The sequence below is a fragment of the Muribacter muris genome, from assembly GCF_004569585.1.
GTDB classification, from domain to species: domain Bacteria; phylum Pseudomonadota; class Gammaproteobacteria; order Enterobacterales; family Pasteurellaceae; genus Muribacter; species Muribacter muris.
This window is the reverse complement of record NZ_SPPA01000002.1, coordinates 1-21,770: the sequence shown is the minus strand read 5'-3', so window position 1 is coordinate 21,770 and position 21,770 is coordinate 1. Positions and strand designations below refer to the sequence as shown.

20 protein-coding genes, 1 rRNA gene and 2 pseudogenes are annotated in these 21,770 nt (G+C 45.5%); 17 read left to right on the top strand and 6 right to left on the bottom strand.

The genetic code is table 11. The features are described from left to right. Positions 1-31 precede the first annotated feature (31 nt). A complete protein-coding gene (gene luxS, locus E4T80_RS00930) occupies positions 32-541 on the top strand; it encodes an S-ribosylhomocysteine lyase (protein ID WP_135054129.1) in 510 nt (169 codons plus the stop codon). A gap of 51 nt (positions 542-592) precedes the next feature. On the opposite strand, the gene E4T80_RS00925 is transcribed toward luxS, so the two are convergent. After that, positions 593-1,120 (bottom strand): HNH endonuclease, encoded by a 528-nt coding sequence (locus tag E4T80_RS00925; protein ID WP_135054127.1) that lies wholly within the window; start codon positions 1,118-1,120, stop codon positions 593-595. A 152-nt stretch (positions 1,121-1,272) separates the two neighbouring features. Between E4T80_RS00925 and E4T80_RS00920 the strand changes: the two genes are divergently transcribed. The 6 genes from E4T80_RS00920 (at position 1,273) to E4T80_RS00895 (ending at position 6,855) form a co-directional block, all read left to right on the top strand. After that, entirely contained in the window at positions 1,273-1,659 is a 387-nt protein-coding gene (locus E4T80_RS00920) for a helix-turn-helix domain-containing protein (RefSeq protein ID WP_135054125.1), read from the top strand. A 41-nt stretch (positions 1,660-1,700) separates the two neighbouring features. Continuing rightward, positions 1,701-3,536 (top strand): ABC transporter ATP-binding protein, encoded by a 1,836-nt coding sequence (locus E4T80_RS00915; protein ID WP_135054123.1) that lies wholly within the window; start codon positions 1,701-1,703, stop codon positions 3,534-3,536. A gap of 369 nt (positions 3,537-3,905) precedes the next feature. After that, positions 3,906-4,499, top strand: a complete 594-nt coding sequence (locus tag E4T80_RS00910) for an SGNH/GDSL hydrolase family protein (protein ID WP_135054121.1) — start codon at positions 3,906-3,908, stop codon at positions 4,497-4,499. A 5-nt stretch (positions 4,500-4,504) separates the two neighbouring features. Further along, positions 4,505-5,032: a chorismate--pyruvate lyase family protein gene (locus E4T80_RS00905; protein ID WP_135054119.1), complete on the top strand. Its 528-nt coding sequence runs from the start codon at positions 4,505-4,507 to the stop codon at positions 5,030-5,032. A 30-nt stretch (positions 5,033-5,062) separates the two neighbouring features. Continuing rightward, positions 5,063-5,878, top strand: coding sequence for a glutamate racemase (gene murI / locus E4T80_RS00900; RefSeq protein ID WP_135054117.1), 816 nt, complete (start codon positions 5,063-5,065; stop codon positions 5,876-5,878). Continuing rightward, the gene (locus E4T80_RS00895; protein WP_135054115.1) at positions 5,866-6,855 is read left to right on the top strand and encodes a substrate-binding domain-containing protein; all 990 of its coding nucleotides are present in this window, start codon (positions 5,866-5,868) and stop codon (positions 6,853-6,855) included. The genes murI and E4T80_RS00895 overlap by 13 nt, the downstream gene beginning before the upstream one ends. On the opposite strand, the pseudogene E4T80_RS00890 reads toward E4T80_RS00895, so the two are convergent. Continuing rightward, a pseudogene (locus E4T80_RS00890) lies at positions 6,852-8,193 on the bottom strand (MFS transporter). The gene E4T80_RS00895 and the pseudogene E4T80_RS00890 sit on opposite strands and share 4 nt — an antisense overlap. Positions 8,194-8,503: 310 nt before the next feature. Then, on the bottom strand, positions 8,504-9,523 hold the full coding sequence (locus E4T80_RS00885; protein WP_135054113.1) for a LacI family DNA-binding transcriptional regulator: 1,020 nt from the start codon (positions 9,521-9,523) through the stop codon (positions 8,504-8,506). A 196-nt stretch (positions 9,524-9,719) separates the two neighbouring features. Between E4T80_RS00885 and E4T80_RS00880 the strand changes: the two genes are divergently transcribed. The 9 genes from E4T80_RS00880 (at position 9,720) to rbsK (ending at position 18,189) form a co-directional block, all read left to right on the top strand. Next, entirely contained in the window at positions 9,720-9,989 is a 270-nt protein-coding gene (locus E4T80_RS00880) for a PTS sugar transporter subunit IIB (RefSeq protein ID WP_135054111.1), read from the top strand. Positions 9,990-9,999: 10 nt separating this feature from the next. Next, the gene (locus E4T80_RS00875) at positions 10,000-11,352 is read left to right on the top strand and encodes a PTS ascorbate transporter subunit IIC (protein ID WP_135054109.1); all 1,353 of its coding nucleotides are present in this window, start codon (positions 10,000-10,002) and stop codon (positions 11,350-11,352) included. Between the two features lie 4 nt (positions 11,353-11,356). Next, positions 11,357-12,193 (top strand): transketolase, encoded by an 837-nt coding sequence (locus tag E4T80_RS00870; protein WP_135054107.1) that lies wholly within the window; start codon positions 11,357-11,359, stop codon positions 12,191-12,193. Continuing rightward, the gene (locus E4T80_RS00865) at positions 12,180-13,112 is read left to right on the top strand and encodes a transketolase family protein (protein WP_135054105.1); all 933 of its coding nucleotides are present in this window, start codon (positions 12,180-12,182) and stop codon (positions 13,110-13,112) included. The genes E4T80_RS00870 and E4T80_RS00865 overlap by 14 nt, the downstream gene beginning before the upstream one ends. 150 nt (positions 13,113-13,262) lie before the next feature. Beyond that, the gene (gene rbsD, locus E4T80_RS00860) at positions 13,263-13,682 is read left to right on the top strand and encodes a D-ribose pyranase (protein WP_135054103.1); all 420 of its coding nucleotides are present in this window, start codon (positions 13,263-13,265) and stop codon (positions 13,680-13,682) included. A gap of 9 nt (positions 13,683-13,691) precedes the next feature. Further along, complete coding sequence (gene rbsA / locus E4T80_RS00855; RefSeq protein ID WP_135054101.1) at positions 13,692-15,185, top strand: ribose ABC transporter ATP-binding protein RbsA; 1,494 nt, start codon at positions 13,692-13,694, stop codon at positions 15,183-15,185. 16 nt (positions 15,186-15,201) lie between these two features. Then, complete coding sequence (gene rbsC, locus E4T80_RS00850) at positions 15,202-16,155, top strand: ribose ABC transporter permease (RefSeq protein ID WP_135054099.1); 954 nt, start codon at positions 15,202-15,204, stop codon at positions 16,153-16,155. 42 nt (positions 16,156-16,197) lie between these two features. Further along, a complete protein-coding gene (gene rbsB, locus E4T80_RS00845) occupies positions 16,198-17,070 on the top strand; it encodes a ribose ABC transporter substrate-binding protein RbsB (RefSeq protein WP_135054097.1) in 873 nt (290 codons plus the stop codon). Between the two features lie 207 nt (positions 17,071-17,277). Further along, positions 17,278-18,189, top strand: a complete 912-nt coding sequence (rbsK, locus tag E4T80_RS00840; protein WP_135054095.1) for a ribokinase — start codon at positions 17,278-17,280, stop codon at positions 18,187-18,189. A gap of 20 nt (positions 18,190-18,209) precedes the next feature. On the opposite strand, the gene E4T80_RS00835 is transcribed toward rbsK, so the two are convergent. Continuing rightward, positions 18,210-18,965: a MerR family transcriptional regulator gene (locus tag E4T80_RS00835; protein WP_167740677.1), complete on the bottom strand. Its 756-nt coding sequence runs from the start codon at positions 18,963-18,965 to the stop codon at positions 18,210-18,212. Positions 18,966-19,061: 96 nt separating this feature from the next. On the opposite strand from E4T80_RS00835, the gene E4T80_RS00830 reads away from it, so the two are divergent. After that, positions 19,062-19,901, top strand: a complete 840-nt coding sequence (locus tag E4T80_RS00830; protein ID WP_135054091.1) for an ABC transporter six-transmembrane domain-containing protein — start codon at positions 19,062-19,064, stop codon at positions 19,899-19,901. Positions 19,902-20,306: 405 nt separating this feature from the next. Here E4T80_RS00830 and E4T80_RS00825 read toward each other — a convergent pair. Continuing rightward, a pseudogene (locus E4T80_RS00825) lies at positions 20,307-21,255 on the bottom strand (IS110 family RNA-guided transposase). A 356-nt stretch (positions 21,256-21,611) separates the two neighbouring features. Beyond that, positions 21,612-21,727: ribosomal RNA gene (gene rrf / locus E4T80_RS00820) — 5S ribosomal RNA — on the bottom strand. Positions 21,728-21,770 lie beyond the last annotated feature (43 nt).

Genomic DNA, 21,770 nt, shown 5'->3' with positions numbered 1-21,770 from the left:
GTGTTTTTACGCCGATATTTTGGAGAAGATAATGCCTTTATTAGACAGTTTTAAAGTGGATCACACAAAAATGACCGCCCCTGCTGTGCGGGTCGCCAAGACAATGACTACCCCGAAAGGCGATACCATTACCGTATTCGACCTACGCTTTTGCCGCCCGAACATTGAAATTTTACTGCCGCGCGGCATTCACACAATGGAGCATCTATTCGCCGGTTTTATGCGGGATCACCTCAACAGCGATAGCGTTGAAATCATTGATATTTCACCAATGGGCTGCCGCACCGGGTTTTATATGTCGTTAATCGGTACACCGAGCGAACAAGCGGTCGCTTCAGCGTGGAAAAAGGCAATGGAAGATGCCCTCAATAAAGTGCCGGACGAAGCGAGCATTCCGGAATTAAATGTCTTTCAATGCGGCTCATACAAGGAACATTCCTTAGCCGAAGCCCACGACATTGCCCGCAATGTGTTAAAACAGCCGATCGGTATTAACCGCAACGAAGATCTCGCATTAGACGAGGCATTACTCAACCCTTAAATTAAAAAGCAGATATTCTAGAGAGAATATCTGCTTTAAATTTCCTAGGTATTATTTATAATTCTTTCTTCCTTTTGCTATGGTAGGAATATCAGGAAATTCCTCAAATAAAACCTCTCTAATAAATAAATTTCTTTCCTTTCTCCATTCTAGATATTCATCTAATGTTTTATTAGTCTTTTCCATATTACACTTGTAACAGGATAAAGTTAAATTATTTTTATTGCTTGAACCACCTCTTGATACAGGGGTTAAATGTTCTATGTGTAAACTATTATCCAAATCAACCCCACAAAATCTACACTGATTATTAAGTTTTCTCTTAATTTCTAAAATATCACTATTTGTATAATGACCTCCTGTCTTTTGAATAGCTTTCTCTCTTCTCATTCTTCTTTCCAAAGCATTATCTGGGTTAGCGCGATCATACTTTCTTGTATTTGCAGCCATACAGGCTCGGCAAGAATTTCTAAAATTAATATAAACCGAACCGTCTGCTCTTTTATTTTTATACTGCCCAAAATATTCTCTAGTAACCGGATATGTTTTACCACAATCTTTACAGGCTTTGTATTCCATTATTACTCCTTAAAATAGCCATTCTTTCTGTCTTAAATTTGATGTACAATACACTATCTCATTCTAGAATAATTTTTATGAGAGTATCTATAAAGTAAAAGTAGTATTTACTTTCCTAAAAGTTTTCCCTTACATCAAAAAAAGAGTTTTTTATGAAAATCAATGAAAAAATCAGAATGTTAAGAGAAGAAAATGCCTTATCTCAGGAACAAATGGCAGAAAAAATGAACATTTCTACTAATAGCTATGGAAAAATTGAGAGAGGGGAAACAAAATTAACATTAAATAAATTAGAACAAATAGCTAATATTTTTAACTTAGATATTGTAGAGTTAATCAGTACAGATAAAAACTCTTATCAAATAACTCATTACGGAACTGGTGCAAATGCATTTAATTTTATTTCTGATAATAAAGATATTATTGTGGAAAATGAAAAATTACAGCTTATTATAGCTCATAAAAACGAAACGATAGAGCATCAAAAAGAAGAGATAATTTTATTACGTCAAATGCTAGAACTATTGAAAGCAAATTAATTTTTATTTAGAAAATATTCTTATATCTTGGAAAGTAAAAAATGTTAAAATTTTCATTTGAATGGTTTGAAAACCGCATCAATCCTTACCCGAACGAAGCCCCCTATACGCCGAAAGCCGGCGTCGTGCCGTTTATTGTCGATGCGACCCAAGGAATGCGTTGGTATCTCTTTTTACTGGTTGTGATGGTTGCTGGGATTGGGATTGTCGAAGCGGTGATGTTTCAGTTTATCGGCGAGCTGGTCGATTGGGTCAATCGCTTTTCACCGGCAGAATTGTGGCAACAAAAAAGCACGCACCTATTGCTAATGCTCGGTGTAGCATTGTTGGGCGGCGTGTTTGTCTATCTCGGTTGCATTATCCGTTTCCAAAGTTTGCAGGGCGTATTCCCGATGCGGCTACGTTGGAACTTCCACCGTCTGATGCTTGGGCAAAGTATGAGCTTCTACCAAGACGAATTTGCCGGACGGGTTTCAGCAAAGGTAATGCAAACGGCACTGGCAGTGCGTGATGTGGTGATGACCTGTGCCGATATGCTAGTCTATGTGCTGGTTTATTTGGTTACTTCCAGTGTGATTTTATTCCAATTTGACGGCTGGCTGTTTGCCCCCTTTATTGTATGGGCGCTACTGTTTGGGGTAATGATCCGCTTGTTCGTGCCAAAACTGGCGCAAGCCTCCCAAGAGCAGTCCGATGCTCGCAGTTTGATGACCGGACGCATCACCGATGCCTATTCCAATATCGCCACCGTTAAGCTGTTTTCGCACGGCAATCGGGAGTCCGGCTATGCCAAAGAGTCAATGCAAGAGTTTATGGGCACGGTGCATAAGCAGATGCGTTTGGTTACGCTGATTGAAACCTGCACCAATTTAAACAGTATTTTGTTGATCATCAGTACCGCAGGAATAGGGCTGTGGTTATGGTCAAACGAGTGGGTTACTGCCGGCGCAATTGCTACCTCACTGGCGCTGACGTTGCGTATTAAGGGGCTATCCCAATGGATTATGTGGGAATTTGCCAGTCTGTTTGAGAATTTAGGCACGGTGCAAGACGGAATGGTAACCCTCTCCAAACCGCATACGGTGTTGGATAAAGCGGATGCCAAGCCTCTCGCCGTCAGCCAAGGCGAAATCCGCTTTCATAACGTGGATTTCGCTTATGACGAGAAAAAACCATTGCTCAAACAGTTTAATTTAACCATTAAAGCGGGCGAAAAAGTCGGCTTGGTCGGTCGCAGCGGGGCGGGCAAATCCACCCTCACCAACCTGCTGCTACGTTTTTATGATGTGCAGAACGGACAAATCGAAATTGACGGGCAGAACGTGCGGGACATCACCCAAGAGAGTTTACGCGCGCAAATCGGCTTAGTTACACAGGACACCTCATTATTACACCGTTCCGTGCGTGAGAATTTACTCTACGGTCGCCCAACGGCAACCGAGCAGGAAATGCGTAATGCGGTCGAGCGTGCGGCGGCGGCAGAGTTTATTCCAAACCTGCGAGATGCTAAAGGTCGCACCGGCTTTGATGCACACGTTGGCGAGCGGGGTGTCAAACTCTCCGGCGGGCAACGTCAGCGGATTGCTATTGCACGAGTAATGCTCAAAGACGCGCCGATTTTACTCCTTGATGAAGCCACCAGTGCATTGGATTCCGAAGTGGAAACGGCAATTCAAGAAAATCTCACCGAGTTGATGAACGGTAAAACAGTGCTGGCAATCGCTCACCGCCTTTCCACCATTATGGCAATGGATCGCCTGATTGTGTTAGACCAAGGCGAAATTGTCGAACAAGGCACGCACGATGAGCTGCTCGCCCGAAACGGCGTGTACGCAAAATTGTGGGCACACCAAAGCGGCGGCTTTTTAGCGGAATAACCTTCAACAAGCGGTCGGTTTCCGTCATTTTTACGACATTATGCCGTAAACGCCTAAAATCGTGAGGCTGAGACTGCCGCTCAATCGCATTTTTTCGCGCAAATCACCGGTATTATGTAGCAAATGCACAAAAATAGACATTTTAACAGAATGTAGGGACACACTGCGTGTGTCCTTTATAAAAATCAAATTATTTCAATAGGTTAAAATCCGGACATACGCAGTGTGTCCCTACAAGTGAATAAAAAACAACTTTGTACAACTGCTACATAATATTGTAAATTACCTAAAGGGACGCACGTTGCGTCCCTTCATCGTTTATAATAGCAATCAAAATAAACTGTTCGTTGCAAGTCGAAGGAGGAGAGCGTGCTAACCGACCAAGATATACTTCACCGCTACCAAGCCAAACAAGCAGAATTTACCAAACAGGCGGACATCAGCCTCATCGGGCATTCCCTCTTTGATATGTGGGGAGATCTGCCAAGCGGTACGCCGCATTTAGCGGGTAAAACGGTTGCAAATCTAGGCATTTCCGGCGTCAGCGCCCGCCAATATTTAGAGGTTATCGCACGCGAAGGGCGGATTACGCAGCTCGGTAGCGATGTTTTTCTGTTCCTAGGGGTCAATGATATTGCTAAAGAGCCGGATTACTCACCGCAACAGGCGTTGGACTGGATTTTGCAAATTATCCGCCACTGCCGCCATATCGCCCCGCACGCCCGTTATTATTTGCTCGAAGCCACGCCTGTCAATCAGATTAACACGGTGGAAAACGCACAAATTTTAGCGATGAATGCCTATTTCAAACAGCATTGTCCGGCGGATATTGTGTTTATTCCAACGTGGGATCAATTCAAAAATGCCCAAAACGAGTTAGATCTCGCCTTGTGCCACGATGGTTTACATTTCACGCCGGCAGGCTATGAGGTGTTGCGTGGCATTTTAGAGGCGCATTTGTAAATCCAATGCCGCATTTTGATCAATACCGCGCCCTGCTCGCCCAACCCGATTGGCACAGAACCTCTGCGCAGCTACCGTCCGCAGTGGCACAATGGTTGCGACACAATGGTTCACTGACGGAAAAAATGCAGCAGTGTTGGCAAGATTTTCGGGTCAATCTCGTTCAGCAGGGCTGGCAAGCGGTTGATTCGACTTCACTTTTTGCAAAAACGCCATCACATCACACTGCTTGTACGTGGTTAAGGGAAGTGTTAATTGAAAGTGAAGGGCAGCCGAGAATTTTTGCTCAAACCCTAATTCCGCAGGCAACGGTTGAGAAAGTCGCACAGGCGGTATTGACACTCGGCGAGCAGCCTATCGGTCTATGGTTATTCCCACAGCAGCCGCAACGGTTGAGCTTAGATTGGCGGCACGATCGGCACACCGAGTGCTATGCCCGCCGTTCAACACTATCGCTTAAAGGTTATCCACTCGAAATCCGAGAATTATTCCTGCCGACATTTCCATTTGAAGCCGTGCCGAGAAAAGCGTAGGATCTCGCCAATGCGTTTAACGGTATGACTATGAAACCTACGATTCTGCTTTATGATTCCGGAATGGGCGGCTTAACCATTTATGATGCGATTCGAGCCTGCCTGCCCGATGCCCACTATCTCTACTGCTTCGACAATGCCTGCTTTCCCTATTCGGAAAAAAGCGAGGCATTATTGATTGAGCGAGCCTGCCAAATTGTGCAAACGATTTCGGCAATCTCACCGCTTGATCTGGTGGTGGTTGCGTGCAATACCGCCAGTACGGTAGTGCTGCCGGCATTGCGTGAGCGGTTTACTGTGCCGATTGTCGGCACTGTACCGGCAATTAAGCCCGCCGCCCGCCTTTCTCATACCAAAACCATTGGGCTGCTTGCCACCAAAGGCACGGTAAACCGCCCTTATGTCGATCAACTGATTGCACAATACGCCCACGATTGCCGTGTCGAGAAGCTCGGCACAACCGATCTGGTCGAAATTGTCGAACAAAAATTACAAGCGGGCGAGGTAGACTGGCAGCGGCTGCGAAAGGTGGTGGAAACGTGGCAAGACAAACCGGCACTAGATACGGTGATTTTAGGCTGCACCCATTTCCCGTTTGTGAAAGCGGAATTACAGCAACTTTTACCGCACGTCCGTTTTTTTGTCGATCCGAGCAACGGCATTGCTAATCGTGTATTGGCATTATTAACACCGAATGGTGCAACCGCAGATGCTGCCCGTCCTAATCTTGCCTTTTGCACACAAGAAACCGCGCACTTTTCAGCCCAACAACAGATAATGCAACAATGGGGCTTTGAGAGCCTGACCGTATTGGCACTGAAAACGGAGGACAAATGGCAACGATGAAAGACATTGCACGGATTGCCGGCGTGTCCACCTCAACGGTTTCCCACGTTATCAACAATTCCCGTTTTGTCAGCGAAGCAATGCGGGAAAAGATCGAAAAAGTCATCAATGAGCTGAATTATACCCCCTCTGCATTAGGGCGTAGCCTGAAAATGAAAGAGACGAACACGCTCGGAATGTTAGTAACCGCCAGCAGTAACCCCTTTTTTGCCGAAGTGGTACGGCACGTTGAACGCTACTGCGAACACCATAATTATCACTTAATTTTAGTCAATACGGACGGCAATCCCGACAGTTTAAAAAAGCATCTGATCCGCCTGCTGCGAAAGCAGGTGGACGGCTTACTGCTGATGTGTGCCGAACCGCAAGATTTTGCACCGGAAGTAATGGCAAATATTCAACTGCCGATGGTGGTGATCGACTGGTGGCAACAACCGCTAAATGCCGATATTATTCACGAAAATTCAGAATTAGGCGGCTATCTGGCAACAAAAGCGTTGCTTGATGCCGGCTATCGAGAGATTGCGATTATCACCGGCGAGCTTAGTAAACCCTTGGCGGAAAACCGCCTCGCCGGCTACAAGCGGGCATTTGCGGAGCAACATTTGCCAATCCGCTCGGAATGGATTGTCGAAAGCCACTTTCACTATCAAGGCGGCATTGAAGCCGCCCAAGCCCTATTAGCGTTGGCACAACCGCCGCGCGCTATTTTTGCGATGAGCGACAGCATTGCGATCGGCGTTTACCACGCATTGTGGCAAGCCGGCAAACGCATTCCGCAGGATATGGCGGTTATCGGCTACGATAACATTGAAATCGCCCAATATCTCGCCCCACCACTCTCCAGCGTACATCAACCTAAAGCCCGTTTGGCAAAAGCCGCGGTACAACAACTGATTGCACGGATCAAAACGCCCGAACAAGCCGGGCAAGATATTCTACTCACCCCTGAATTAGTGGTGAGAGAGTCGTTTTAACCGGAGGCTTGTTTCATTCTTTCCAGCCGCACTACGCCCAAGTGGGTCATATAGCAGCAGAAAATATAACCGACTACCGCAAACAACAATAAGTATAAACCGGCGTCCCAACCGAAGCGTTCGGCTAAAATGCCGAACAGAGCCGTACCGGAAAAACTGCCGAGAATGTAGCTGAGTAACCCTCGCAAACCGGTGGCGGAGCCGGCGGCAAAAGCAGGCACAAGCTCGATAGTTTGCAGGGAAGACAGAAACATCGGCACATAAATCAGGCAGCCGATCACTCCTGCGCCAATAGTTACAGTGATTAAATCTTGTCCGCCCCAATAAGCAAACATTGCCAAGCCGACACCCAATAGCGTCATTATTGCCAGCGGCATTCTTTTGCCTTTGAAATAGGTATCGGTTATCCAGCCCGCCAACAGTGTGGAGGGAATTGCCGCCCATTCAAAAATCGCAAAAGCGGCGGACATTTGCCCTTTGGAAAATCCTTTGGTTTCAAGCAGATAGAGCGGCAACCACGTCAGAACACCAAAGCGGATCATATAGGTAAACACATCAATAAAAGAGACGAACCAGACGTTAATATCTTTGAGGATATATTGGGAAAAAATCTGCCAAGTCGTTAAATCAACATTCTCCGTTTTGGTAACAACCAATTCTTCCGCTTCATTTTGCAAAATATGGCTCATCGGCGGCAGCCCTTCATTATAGGTACGACCCGCACCAAACAGATAAAAAACGATCGCCACGATTGCGGCAATAGCGGTCGGCACAATAAAATGCGCAGCCTGACAATGAGTCTGCCCTAACCACGCGATACTCGCGCCGGCAATCGGGGCAACCAGTCCGCCGCCGACATTATGGGAGATATTAAACGCCGCCGTTGTTACCCCGCGGGATTTGCGTGGAAACCAGCTGGCTAACACCACATACGCCGGCCCTGCGCCCATTCCCTGAAAAATGCCGTTCATCACGCAAAGAAACAGAAAAATCCAAAATGACGTGCTAAAGCCCATCATCAAATTCACCAAAGCGGACATCGCTAAGCCAAAAATCATAAAATGCTTCGGGTTGGCTTTATCCGCAAGGGCAGACATTACCCCTTTGCTGATGCCATAAACAATCAGCATTGTGCCGGAAATAAAGCCGATGTCCTTCTTAGTAAAATTCACTGATTAACTCCGGCGAAGAGAGCAGAAAATTATTGCGTAAAATATAGTAGGCGGCATAACCGATAAAAATGCCGAAAAGTGCGTGCCAACGCAAGCGGTTATAGGTTGCCAGCACCTCGTGTTCCGGAACAGTATCGCCCCACTTAGATTGAAGAAACGATAACATTGTAACTCTCCTTTGTGAAAATGGGTGCCGATTATCAAATCACAATTTGCCGAGAAAAGCACAACACAACCTCGTATTCTGTGAAACGCTTCACAAAATAAGTGTGCAAGCGGTAGGTTATCGGGCTATTTTTGCAATATTATGTCGTCCATTCGCAAAATGGCGCGTTTGTGAGGAGATACTACACTGATGTCCTTTCAAGTACATTAGAGAGCTTAATTACCGACATAACGCCGCCAATCCGTAAAATTCAGCTTTTCCCCTATCAAATTTTGCACAAATTTGCGGGTAAATGACCGCTTGCGGAGGCTTAAGCACTGTCTCTTTCAATCAATTTAATCGGGCAATCAACCCTTTTCTCGATTGGCGAAATCGTTTCACCTTTAATAATACGGCTGAGAAGTTGCCCGGCAATCCGCCCCATTTCCTCGTAGGGAATGGAAATTGTCGTCAGCTTGGGGTAAGAAACCGAACCAATATCCAGCCCTCCAAGACTTACGATAGCAATATCGTTAGGAATAGAAATATGGCGGCGATGTGCCTCATACAACGCCCCGCAAGCCAGTTCATCGGAGAGAAAAACCAACGCATCAATTTTTCCCCAAATCAACATTGCTTCACTAAATAATTTTGTCCCCGCCGAATAGGTAATGTCCTCTGCGCAATGGTAAATCAGATGCGGATTCATATGCTTTGCCAACAACGTTGTATGCCAACTTTCCATATATTTTTGAAAAATAGAAATATCTTGATTGGCACAGAGCAAACCGATTTCCTGATAACCTTTTTCAAGCAGAAAATGAATCATTACACTCATTGCCTCTTTACTGTCGATACCGACATTCATATCTATCGGATAATTTTGTTTTGCGCCAATTTCAATCGTTGGGATTCCACTGGTTTTAATCCAGCTTGCCGCATTATCCGGACAATCAAAATTCAGCAAGATAATGGCTTGCGGTGCGTGGTTAATCAATTCCTGTAACCAATATTTCTCATTTGCAATCAAAATCACCATTTGTAATGCGAGATCTGCGGTGGCGTTGCGAAGTGCGGACAAAATTAACGCATTTTCCCTTGAAGTAATCGAGGAAGTAACAATCACTAAATTTTGAGAGGTTGCCGAAGCGAGCTGACGCGCCGAAAAATTCGGGACATAGCCTAATTGGGCGACAACACGTTGAATTTTTTCCCTTAAATGTTCTGAAACAACTTCCGGCGTGCGCAATGCCCGAGAAACAGTCATTGTGCCAACCCCGACTTTTTTAGCCACATCGGCAAGGGTTACACGTCCCGATGTTTTGCGTGTGCGATTTGATTCGTTCGTCATACTCTTTTTTTCCTTTGAAGCACTATTTTAATGCTTACCGGCACTATCACAAAAAATTTTTTAATTAAAAATGTTACCGCTATCACATTTTTGAACTTTGCTGATTGATAGCGGTAACATTTCTCTCTACACTTCAAATTGACTTCGAAATTAAGCGAAGTTTTACCCCCTCATTCTCAACTCAAGGAGATTTCAAATGAAAATTATGGCAGTGTGCGGCTCCGGTTTAGGGAGCAGTTTTATGATGGAACTCAACATTAAAAAAGCGTTAGCTAAACTCAATATTGAAGCGGAAGTAAATCATACCGATCTTGCCTCTGTTATGCCTGAAGACGCCGATTTATTCGTGATGGCAAAAGACATTGCAGCCAGTAGCAGTGTGCCGCCGGAGAAAATCGTGGTGGTTAAAAATATTGTCAGTGTTGCAGAATTTGAAGAAAAACTGACCGCTTACTTTAATCGTTAGGAGATGATATATGGACGGCTTACTCTTTTTTATTTTAGATATTTTAAAAGTCCCTGCGGTATTAGTCGGATTGATTGCATTAGTCGGCTTACTGGCTCAGAAAAAAGCCTTACCAGATATTATTAAAGGTACTGTAAAAACCATTTTAGGCTTTATCGTGCTGGGCGGCGGTGCGAGTGTCTTGGTCGGGTCGCTTAATCCGCTTGGCGAAATGTTTGAACACGCCTTTAATGTGCAAGGGATTATCCCTAATAATGAGGCAATTGTCTCAATGGCAATCGAAAAATATGGCACGGCAACAGCCTTAATTATGGCATTCGGTATGGTGGCAAACATTCTGGTTGCCCGCTTTACCCGACTGAAATACATCTTCTTAACCGGTCATCATACTTTTTATATGGCGTGTATGATCGGCATTATTCTGACCGTGGTGGGCTTTGAGGGCATTCAACTTATTTTAGTCGGTTCACTTTCGCTAGGGCTGGTAATGGCGTTTTTCCCTGCCATCATTCACCGCTATATGCGTAAAGTAACAGGCAGTAATGATGTCGGATTCGGGCATTTTGGTACGCTGGGCTATTTCTTATCTGCGGTTATCGGACAAGCGGTCGGCAAAGGCTCAAAATCAACCGAAGAGATGAATTTGCCGAAAAATTTGAGCTTTTTACGGGACAGCTCTATCTCAATCTCTCTGACAATGATGATCATTTATTTTATTCTCGCCATCGCTTCAGGCAAAGAATATGCGGAGCAATTGAGCCACGGGCAACATTATTTGGTCTATGCCTTGATTCAAGCCATTACCTTTGCTGCCGGCGTGTATATTATTTTGCAAGGCGTGCGGCTAATCTTAGCGGAAATTGTGCCTGCCTTTACCGGATTTTCCGAAAAATTAGTGCCGGACGCTAAACCCGCATTGGATTGCCCGATCGTTTTCCCTTATGCGCCTAATGCCGTTTTAATCGGTTTTTTATCAAGCTTTATCGGTGGCATTGTCGGCTTGGCAATCTTAGGACAGTTAAATTGGGTATTGATTTTACCCGGTGTCGTACCACACTTTTTCTGCGGAGCAACGGCAGGGGTATTCGGTAATGCGACAGGCGGACGGCGTGGCGCGATGTGCGGTGCATTTGCCCAAGGGTTGTTAATTACGTTCCTTCCGGTGTTTCTATTACCAGTGCTAGGTTCTCTCGGCTTTGCAAATACCACTTTTTCGGACGCCGATTTTGGCGGGGTGGGAATCCTGTTAGGTTATATGGCACAGTATCTGTCTAAAGAGATTATCACCGGTATTATCGTTGGGATTTTTGTGTTATTAGTCGGCTATAACTATGCGGTGAAAAAACCGATAAAAGAGGTTTAGTTCAATGGATAAAAATACGACCTTATCACGCTTTGCCAATCAAATTCGCATTGAAACGTTAAAATCCCTACTGCATTTAGGATTTGGGCATTTTGGCGGCAGTCTATCTATTGTCGAAGTATTAGCGGTGCTTTACGGCGGCGTTATGAAAATTGATCCGCAAAATCCAACTTGGCAAGCACGTGATTTCTTTGTGCTATCTAAGGGGCACGCCGGTCCGGCACTTTATGCTACGCTTGCATTAAAAGGCTATTTCCCCCTTGAACAGTTACTCACGCTAAACCAAAACGGTACAAATCTGCCGAGCCACCCCGATAGATTAAAAACCTTAGGGGTTGATGCCACCACCGGATCATTAGGGCAAGGGATCTCAATTGCAACAGGTATTGCCCTTTCCCATCACTTACGCCAATTACCCAACCGTACATTCTGTATCGTGGGAGACGGCGAATTGAACGAAGGACAATGCTGGGAAGCCTTTCAATTTATCGCCCATCATCAATTACGCAATCTTTGTGTAATTGTCGATTTCAATCAGCAGCAGCTTGACGGCTATTTAGCGGATATTATCAATCCGTTGGATTTACGCGCTAAATTCTCCGCCTTCGGCTTTGCAGTTGAAACCATACAAGGGGACGATATACCTAATCTCTACCGCACACTCTCCAATATCCACACATACGATAAACCGGTTATCGTTATCTTAGAGAGTAAAAAAGGTCAAGGCGTCCCTTATTTAGAAAACTTGGCAAATTGCCATCATTTACGTCTCACGTCAGAGCATCGACAAGAGATCCATTCAGCCATTCAAACCTTGGAGGCAAAAAATGCAGCACTATGATGAAAAGGAAATGCGGCAAATTTACGCTGAAACATTGCAAAAACGAATGGAAAACCAACCGCTTGTTATCCAATTAGATGCCGATCTAATGAGCTGTTTAACAATGGACAAAGTGCAGAAAGTATTGCCTCATCAAGTTATCAACTGCGGGATTATGGAAGCCAATATGGTTGGGATCGCAGCCGGATTATCCTTAGCAGGGCATATTCCTTTTGTCCATAGTTTCACCGCCTTTGCCAGCCGCCGTTGTTTTGATCAACTCTTTATGTCGTTAGATTACCAGCAAGCAAATGTTAAAGTCATTGCCTCCGATGCCGGTATTACCGCCTTGTATAACGGCGGTACGCATATGTCTTTTGAAGATATGGGCATTGTAAGAGGGCTTGCGAATGCAACCGTCTTAGAAATCACCGATGGCACGATGATGGCTAATATCATCAATCAACTTATCGATCTCAACGGGTTCTACTGGGTACGTACAAGCCGTAAAAAAGCGGTAACCATTTATCCCGAGAATGAATCTTTTCACATTGGTCAAGCGAAAGTGCTACGGCAAGGTAATGATGTTACACTGATTGCTAACGGCATAATGGTTGCAGAAGCACTACAAGCTGCCGATTTGCTGACACAACACGGCATTCAGGCAACGGTTATTGATATGTTTACCCTTAAACCTATTGATGAAGACACAATCCTTCACTATGCCAAACTCACCAGAAAAATCGTAACCTGTGAAAATCACAGTATCCAAAACGGTTTAGGCTCGGCAGTGGCAGAAGTTTTAAGCGAACACTACCCAACCCCGTTGCGCCGAATTGGTATCCGCCAACGTTATGGGCAAGTCGGTACACAAGCGTTCCTGATGCAAGAATACGGATTGACCGCTCAAGACATCGTAAATCAAGTTCTCTCTTTTTAAAAAAAGAGAAACAAGCATATTTATCGCAAAAATTTTTTGAACTACCTCACATTTTCAACAAAATCCGTTTGTCTTTTTAAACGGATTTTTTTAATCTTTTGCTATCGAAACGTTTCGATAAGATCGAAAATTATCATAAGGACAATGGAGATGAAAAAAACTGCGCTTTTAAATTCCTCGCTTTCGGCAGTGATCGCAAAAATGGGGCATACCGACAGTTTGGTTATTTGCGATGCGGGTTTACCGATCGCCGTTGGGCAACAAACCATTGATTTGGCATTAACCCAAGGCATTCCCGATTTTTTATCCACTGTAAAGGCGGTGTTATCGGAATTGTTTGTGGAGAAAATCCAACTTGCCGACGAAATTAAGCAGGCAAATCCGCACATTGAAGCCGAACTGCTCCAACTTATTGAGCAAACAGGGCGTGCGCAAGGCAACGCGATTGCCGTGGAATACCTGCCCCATAGCCAATTTAAGCAAAACAGCCGCCAAGCGAGAGCGGTGGTGCGCACGGGGGAATGCTCGCCTTATGCCAATGTGGTGTTGTATTCGGGTGTGCCGTTTTAGAGGGTTAAAATGAAAACCTTATTACAAATCAAGGGGATAGATAAAGCCTTCCCCGGTGTACAAGCCTTGAAAAATGCCTGCTTGAATGTCTATGCCGGACAAGTAATGGCGTTGATGGGGGAAAATGGTGCGGGTAAATCGACCTTAATGAAAATCCTCACCGGCATTTACAGCCGTGATGCCGGCACAATCCATTACTTAGGGCAAGCGGTGAATTTTGCCAACCCTAAAGCCTCTCAGGAAGCCGGTTTGAGCATTATTCACCAAGAGTTGAATATTTTGGGTAATCTCTCCATTGCCGAAAATATTTTCTTAGGGCGGGAATTTACGCACCGATGGGGCGGTATTGATTGGGGCAAAATGTATGCGGAATCCGACCGCTTGTTAGCCCGCTTGGGCGTTACCCGCTCCAGCCGCACCCTTGCAAGCGAACTCTCCATTGGCGAGCAGCAAATGGTGGAAATTGCCAAGGCGTTAAGTTTTGAATCCCACGTCATCATTATGGACGAGCCGACCGATGCCTTAACCGATACCGAAACCGAAGCGCTGTTCAGCGTTATTCAGGAACTGAAATCGGAAGGGCGTGGTATTGTCTATATTTCGCACCGCCTTCAAGAAATTTTCCACATCTGCGATGCCGTAACCGTGCTGCGAGACGGGCAATTTATCGGCGAAAAAGCGGTGGCGGATCTCACCGAAGATGAACTCATCGAGATGATGGTCGGGCGTAAACTGGAGGAACAGTACCTCTATTTGCCGCAGCCGAAAGGCAAGGTGCGGCTTCAGGTTAATCACCTCAGCGGTGCGGGGGTTGAAAACGCAAGCTTTACTCTGCACGCCGGCGAAATTTTAGGGATTTCGGGGCTGATGGGGGCAGGGCGAACCGAGCTGATGAAGCTGATTTACGGTGCATTACCCCGTACGAGAGGCACGCTCTGCTTAGACGGGCAACCTCTGCATCATCACAGCGCACAAGGCGGGCTGCAAAACGGCATTGTCTATATTTCCGAAGATCGCAAGGGCGACGGGCTTATTTTAGGAATGTCGGTGAAAGAGAATATGTCTTTGACCGCCCTAACGGCATTGTCGCACTGGGGGCGTATCAATCAGCCGCAAGAACAGAGCAAAGTCGCAGAATTTATCCGTTTATTCAATATTAAAACCCCAAATGCCGACAAGCAAATCGGCGAATTATCCGGCGGTAATCAACAAAAAGTGGCGATTGCGAAAGGTCTAATGACGCAACCCGCCGTCCTGATTTTAGACGAGCCGACCCGTGGCGTAGATGTCGGGGCAAAAAAAGAGATTTACCAACTCATCAACCAATTTAAAACACAAGGGTTGAGCATTATTTTAGTCTCTTCGGATATGCCGGAGGTACTGGGAATGTCCGACCGAATTTTAGTGATGCACGAGGGGCGAATTTGTGCAGAATTTGACCGCAAGCAAGCCAGCCAAGAATGTCTATTGGCAGCGGCAATCGGCAAACAAGCGGTCTGTTAAAGGGAGATTTTTACAAATGAATACATTAAAACAGCGATTGATCGCACAACGCTCGGTGATTGCGTTAATCCTGCTGATTGCGGTTGTGTCAAGCCTCAACCCGAATTTTTTCAGCCTTGATAATCTACTCAACATTTTACGCCAAACCTCCGTCAATGCCATTATTGCGATTGGAATGACCTTTGTCATTTTGGTTGCCGGCATTGATTTATCGGTCGGCTCGGTATTGGCATTAACCGGCGCGGTGGCGGCAACGCTTATCGGGTTCGATCTGCCCGTTTGGTTGGTTGTGCCGTTAGTGCTCTGCTTCGGGGCGGCAATCGGGGCAATAAACGGCGTATTGGTTGCGTTCGGTAAAGTACAAGCCTTTATGGCAACCTTAATCACAATGCTGCTTCTGCGCGGGATCACGATGATCTATATGGGCGGCCGCCCGATCAGTACCGGTTTTTCCGACACCGCCGACCGCTTTGCCGAAATCGGTTCGGGCGTTTGGCTAGGTGTGCCTGTGCCGGTCTGGCTGATGTTCATCCTATTCGCCCTCGGCGGATTTATTTTAAGCCAAACCCGCATCGGGCGTTATATCTATGCGCTAGGCGGTAACGAAGCGGCAACCGCACTCTCCGGCATTAACATCCATCGGGTAAAACTGTTTGTGTTTGCGGTGAGCGGAATGCTGGCTGCTTTGGCTGGGCTAATCGTTACCTCTCGGCTCGGTTCTGCCCAACCAACCGCCGGCACGGGCTACGAGCTTGACGCTATCGCCGCTGTCGTGGTCGGCGGCACCAGTTTAATGGGCGGTAAAGGGCGAATTTTCGGCACGTTAATCGGTGCGCTGATTATCGGCTTCTTGAGTAACGCCTTGAATTTACTGGATATTGACTCTTACTATCAATTAGTCGCAAAAGCCTTGGTTATTCTGGCAGCCGTTATTTTAGATAACTATATCGGTCGTCAAACCTCCCGTTAGCCTACAATGCGGCTAACTTTTCTTAACCCACAGGAGATTTCTATGAAAAAATTAACAACGCTCGCTCTCTCACTAGGCTTGGCATTGAGCAGTTCGGTAATGGCTAAAGACACGATCGCCCTTGCGATTTCAACACTGGATAACCCGTTTTTTGTTACCTTGAAAGAGGGGGCGGAGCAAAAAGCTAATGAACTGGGCTATCACTTGATTGTCTTGGATTCCCAAAATAATCCCGCAAAAGAGCTGGCAAATGTGGAAGATGTCAGTGTACGGGGCGCAAAAGTGCTGCTGATTAACCCGACTGACTCCGAAGCAGTCGGCAACGCTGTCGCTGTGGCAAACCGCAATCATATTCCGGTGATTACCCTAGACAGAGGGGCAAATAAAGGCACTGTCGTCAGCCATATTGCTTCAGATAACGTGGCGGGCGGCAAAATGGCGGGGGATTTCATCGCCGAGAAAGTCGGCAAAAATGCCGATGTGATCCAACTGGAAGGAATTGCCGGCACATCCGCCGCCCGCGAGCGTGGCGAGGGCTTTCAACAAGCGGTTGCCGCTCACCAATTTAAACTGCTTGCCAGCCAACCTGCCGATTTCGATCGCACCAAAGGATTAAATGTAATGGAAAACCTACTCGCCAGCCACGGTAGTGCCAAAGCGGTCTTTGCGCAAAATGATGAAATGGCACTCGGTGCATTGCGGGCAATTAAAAGTGCGGGCAAATCAATGATCGTGGTCGGTTTTGACGGCTCGGACGATGCCGTCCAAGCGGCAAAAAGCGGACATTTAGCCGCGACTATCGCCCAGCAACCTGAAAAAATCGGGACACTAGGGGTCGAAATCGCCGATAAAATCATCAAAGGCGAAGCGGTTGAAAGCCATATTCCTGTGCCGTTAAAAATCATCACCCAGTAAATTAACGCAAGCGGTCGGTTTGAGCCGATTTTTCGACATTATGTCGCACACAAAAGCGGATAGTTTAACCGCAATCTAGGATACCTCGCCGGTATTCGTGATACATTTCAAGGTGTTATGAAACAGGTACTGGTGAGGTGCACCAATCTTGTGCAACAGCGACATAAGAGCGGAATTTTGACGCAACGACCGTGTTTTGAGGTTGTTATGAATAAAAAAACACTCTGCGTGATCGGCAGCATCAATGTCGATTATGTGATTCAAGTCTCCTACTTTGCCGGTGCAGGCGAAACGTTGCAGGGCAGAAATTTCCACCTTGCCTACGGCGGCAAAGGCGCAAATCAGGCGGTCGCAGCGGCACGCTTAGGGGCAGAAGTGCAGTTTATCGGGGCGATTGGCGATGATGCCATCGGGCAAACAATGAAACAAGCCTTTGCCGATGACGGCATTCGCACCGACACGATTACGACCGTGCCGAACCAAAGCACCGGGCTGGCGATGATCCAAGTTGCCGATTCCGGCGAAAACAGCATTGTGATTGCCGCGGGTGCAAACGCCGATCTGACAGAGGAGAAAATCCGTGCCTATCAAACGCAGATTGCGACATCAGCAATATTATTAACCCAGCTTGAAACCCCGTTGCAAGCGGTTGAATCCGCCGCACAATTTGCAAAACAGGCAGGTACAACCGTAGTACTCAACCCTGCGCCTGCCCGTCCGTTGCCAGACAGTTTGCTCGCACAAATCGACATTATCACGCCAAACGAAACGGAAACCGAAATCCTGACCGGTGTAAAAATTGTCGATGAACTGACCGCTTGCCAAGCCGCTCACGTTTTTCACCAAAAAGGGATCGCTACCGTCATCATCACATTAGGGGCAAAAGGCGTCTATTTAAGCGAAAAAGGGCAAGGGCAGCACATTGCCGGCTTTAAAGTGAATGCGATTGACACCACTGCTGCCGGCGACACCTTCAACGGCGGGTTAGTTACAGCACTGCTGGAAGGCAAATCAATGATCGAAGCGGTAAAATTTGCTCAAAAAGCCGCCGCCCTTTCTGTTACTCGGCGGGGGGCGCAAAGCAGTATTCCGTACCGCCGAGAAGTTGATGAGTCGTGAATATGACTTAGACTACGGGGCTATTGAGCAGTTTGACGCTCTTCAACCATTAGCCAAACTTCAAAATAATCCCGTAAGCCGCTTTCCTGATTATTGGCAAACGCTAAAAACTGGCTGATCACCTGTTCCACTTGGTAGCCCATTGCCACAGCGGTATGGCATAATTCAGCCAAATTATGCTCGCCCGTCAGATTATCTCGATACATCAGCCCCGTTAAACAGAGGCGGGGTTGGTTATCTGCCTCCCGCAAAATGATTTTCGAGCGGCTTGGGCAAAACATTCCTGCGATTTCGTGATCCAAATTGCTCGGATAATAAATATCTGCCGACTGAAAGGGGGATAAATAGCCCTGAATATCGAAAGCGTAATCTAAATCCGCCTGATAAATCGTACCTAATTGTTTATATTCGCTAATGAGCGAGTGATTTTTTAACGCCATTACACGATTTAATGCCCGCTGTTTTAATTCTATTTTATGAATGATCTGCTTTATGGCTTTAATCTTCTGTGTTAATTTGGTTTTATTTTCCGCTAATAGTGCAAGAAGTGCCGTTTCGTCCATTAGCGGCGTTTGTTTTACTTGTTCAATCGAAATATCCATCTCTCGAAATTGCATCACATCAATAATATTAACTAAATTATGCAGTGATATTTGCCGATAATGATTTGCACCACGGCTTAATTGAATTAAGCCTTGTTTATCCCAATAACGCAATGTCGATGGCGGAATAGCCAATAATTCGGCGACTTGGTGTAATGTCATCAATTTAGTCATTATGTCTCCCCCTAATGAAAAAAGCATTTGACCTTAAAGTTGGTTTAACCTTTACACTCTAGCAGTTTTTTACCTCTTCACCAAACGGGAGTTCAAATGTGGTGTGTATTAAAGCAGATTGCGGCAACCTATCATAAAAAATTAGCAATGACCTTTTCCTTAGTTGCTATTGAAAATCTATTATTGCTGACCTATCCGATTTTTGCGGGCTTTTCAATCAACGCCATTATACAAGGCGAGCAGCTTAAAGCCTTGAGCTATGCCTTTGTGGTATTGATGATTTGGGTTATCGGCGCATCTCGGCGTAAAGTCGATACCCAAACATTCGCCAAAATTTACTCGGAACTCGCCGTGCCGATCATTTTAAATCAACGCACACAGGGCAAAAGCCATTCTGCCGTTACCGCACGGGTTACTCTATCCAGAGAATTTGTTGATTTTTTTGAAAACCATTTACCGACTTTTATTACCTCTATCGTCTCTATTTTCGGGGCTGTAATGATGTTATTACTGATTGAATTTTGGGTCGGCATTGCCAGTTTGATTATTTTAATCATCTTTGCTTTATTTATTCCAAAATGGGTTCAAAAAATTGATCGCCTTTATTTCAAATTAAATAATCGCCTTGAAAAAGAAGTCGGATTGATTGATAAAGCCAGCGAAGTGCGTTTAAATAAACATTATCAACTAATGGCAAAATTAAGAATTTTAATTTCTAACCGAGAAGCCTTAAACTTTTTATACATTGGATTTTCTGTGGCACTATTATTTGCCATCGCAATAACGTTAATGGTTAATACAGCAAATATCAATGCAGGACATATTTATTCGGTAATGACTTATTTATGGACATTTGCCATTAGCCTAGACGACAGCCCTCGTCTAATCGAACAATATGCAAAATTAAAAGATATTGGGAATAGGGTCGAGTTGTAGTAGAAACTAGCTTTTATAAAATAGCTAAGTGATAGAGGAAGATTAAAATATTTTAAATAAATCTAAGATAAAATTGCCTAATAATTTCCTATCCTAAAAATTTAGGAATATTATTTCCTATTCGAAAATATTGTTTAGCAGAATTTACTTTTCTCTGCAAGAGAAAAGCGAAACTATTGTACAATAGTTAGTTTTTGCAAAATTATGCCTAAAATCAACCGATTGTGGTGGATTGGATATGGGAATTTAAAGAGAGAATGAGCTAAAAGAGGAGAAGTAAAATGCGGTAAATAATCGTGAATGCGGTGAGATAGTGATGACTAAACTCAGCTTAAAATAAAGACTGACAATAAAATCCGTAGCAACTGTATCCCCCAAACTCTTGGAAAGAGACATATTCGTTAATTAAACAGCCAGAGGCTGCCACTGTGAGCCATCACGGATGATGGCGTTAATCACGGTCAAAAGTTTACGCATACAGGCATTAAGCGCCACTTTAAAGGGCTTGCCTTTTGCCCGTAGGCGTTCATAAAATGCGTTGAATTTGGGTTCGTGTTGTCGGGCGACATTGGCTGCGTGATATAACACGTTGCGAACCGCTTTGCGACCGCCTGAGCAACGGCTTTTCCACTTGGTGTTCCACTCTCTTTCGGGTGCGGCGCGACACCCACCAGCGAAGCGATTTGCTTGTACTTAAGCTGCCCCAGTTCGGGTAACATTGACACCAAAGTCGCCGTCGTTATCGGTCCGATGCCTTTGATGTCTTTAAACTTTTTTGCCTTGTCGTCAAAGGCTAAGGTGACTTGTGCAATAGCGTTTTTCAACTCGGCAATGAGGCGGTTAAAATGGGCGATGAGCTGTTCGACACTCGCCTTTCGGCTGTTGTGGATAATCGCCAAGCGCGGTTTTTCTCCGCTACCCGCATTGCCACAAGCTGCGTACGGCGTAGCACAAGGGCTCCCAACTGCACCTGATCAGGTGTTGGAGGTGTATAAAAGTGTGTTTCAACCTCGCTGCATAACACCCACATTTGAGCGTATGATGCCGGCATTTTGGCGTCTTTGGCATCGGTTTTCGCCAAGGATTTAGAGAGGGAAAACAGATGCGTTTGGCGAGGATTTACAATCACCACGCGAAAGTCCGCACGATAAAGGGCTTTGGCAAGCGGGATTTCCAGCCCGCCTGTGCTTTCAAGGACGATTAAGTCCACATTTGCGGATTTTTGCAGGTATTCGACCGCCTGTTGAATCCCTTTGGGATGGTGAGTAAAGGTTTTGGTCTGCTTGCGACCGCTTAATCCCACAACAAAATGGCGTTTGGCAACATCTATACCACAGTAAATTTGTTCGTTCATCGTAACCTGCCTTGTATTCGGGTGCTATGCGTGCAACTGTACGGTTTTTGTGATGAATGTTATCGGCTCTCTAAGCTACGGGACGAAGTGCTTTCGAGGGACACAACGAGATGCCGATAACGGGTTATGTTGCTGAGTATAACTTAATTTAGATATACAAGGGACGCTATACCGGCGTCCCCTTTCTAATTCTCTTGCAAATTATTATTGTTTTATCGAATTGACATTAACGGACGCCAGCGTGGCACGCCCGACACATTTCTCTATTTTTTATTATGTTTGCCTAAACGCAAAACCCCCAAGCTCTTCAGCTCGGGGGTCTCTACTCTGTTTTTGCTTTCTTGCTTTAATTAATACCCTGATGGTGCCCTACTCTCACATGGGGAAGCCCCACACTACCATCGGCATCTCTGCGTTTCACTTCTGAGTTCGGAATGGAATCAGGTGGGTCCACAGCATTATGACCATCAGGAAAATCGGTGATGATGTTTGTTGTCTTTTCTCTTTATTTTATG

Excerpts from the sequence above, each read along its gene's own strand:
- E4T80_RS00905 (WP_135054119.1), top strand. The coding sequence starts at position 4,505 with ATGCCGCATTTTGATCAATACCGCGCCCTGCTCGCCCAACCCGATTGG.
- rbsA (WP_135054101.1), top strand. The coding sequence starts at position 13,692 with ATGAAAACCTTATTACAAATCAAGGGGATAGATAAAGCCTTCCCCGGT.
- E4T80_RS00885 (WP_135054113.1), bottom strand. The coding sequence starts at position 9,523 with ATGACGAACGAATCAAATCGCACACGCAAAACATCGGGACGTGTAACC.
- E4T80_RS00925 (WP_135054127.1), bottom strand. The coding sequence starts at position 1,120 with ATGGAATACAAAGCCTGTAAAGATTGTGGTAAAACATATCCGGTTACT.
- E4T80_RS00830 (WP_135054091.1), top strand. The coding sequence starts at position 19,062 with ATGTGGTGTGTATTAAAGCAGATTGCGGCAACCTATCATAAAAAATTA.
- E4T80_RS00880 (WP_135054111.1), top strand. The coding sequence starts at position 9,720 with ATGAAAATTATGGCAGTGTGCGGCTCCGGTTTAGGGAGCAGTTTTATG.
- luxS (WP_135054129.1), top strand. The coding sequence starts at position 32 with ATGCCTTTATTAGACAGTTTTAAAGTGGATCACACAAAAATGACCGCC.
- E4T80_RS00920 (WP_135054125.1), top strand. The coding sequence starts at position 1,273 with ATGAAAATCAATGAAAAAATCAGAATGTTAAGAGAAGAAAATGCCTTA.
- rbsC (WP_135054099.1), top strand. The coding sequence starts at position 15,202 with ATGAATACATTAAAACAGCGATTGATCGCACAACGCTCGGTGATTGCG.
- E4T80_RS00915 (WP_135054123.1), top strand. The coding sequence starts at position 1,701 with ATGTTAAAATTTTCATTTGAATGGTTTGAAAACCGCATCAATCCTTAC.
- rbsD (WP_135054103.1), top strand. The coding sequence starts at position 13,263 with ATGAAAAAAACTGCGCTTTTAAATTCCTCGCTTTCGGCAGTGATCGCA.
- E4T80_RS00865 (WP_135054105.1), top strand. The coding sequence starts at position 12,180 with ATGCAGCACTATGATGAAAAGGAAATGCGGCAAATTTACGCTGAAACA.
- rbsB (WP_135054097.1), top strand. The coding sequence starts at position 16,198 with ATGAAAAAATTAACAACGCTCGCTCTCTCACTAGGCTTGGCATTGAGC.
- E4T80_RS00895 (WP_135054115.1), top strand. The coding sequence starts at position 5,866 with ATGGCAACGATGAAAGACATTGCACGGATTGCCGGCGTGTCCACCTCA.
- E4T80_RS00835 (WP_167740677.1), bottom strand. The coding sequence starts at position 18,965 with ATGACTAAATTGATGACATTACACCAAGTCGCCGAATTATTGGCTATT.
- murI (WP_135054117.1), top strand. The coding sequence starts at position 5,063 with ATGAAACCTACGATTCTGCTTTATGATTCCGGAATGGGCGGCTTAACC.
- E4T80_RS00875 (WP_135054109.1), top strand. The coding sequence starts at position 10,000 with ATGGACGGCTTACTCTTTTTTATTTTAGATATTTTAAAAGTCCCTGCG.
- E4T80_RS00870 (WP_135054107.1), top strand. The coding sequence starts at position 11,357 with ATGGATAAAAATACGACCTTATCACGCTTTGCCAATCAAATTCGCATT.
- rbsK (WP_135054095.1), top strand. The coding sequence starts at position 17,278 with ATGAATAAAAAAACACTCTGCGTGATCGGCAGCATCAATGTCGATTAT.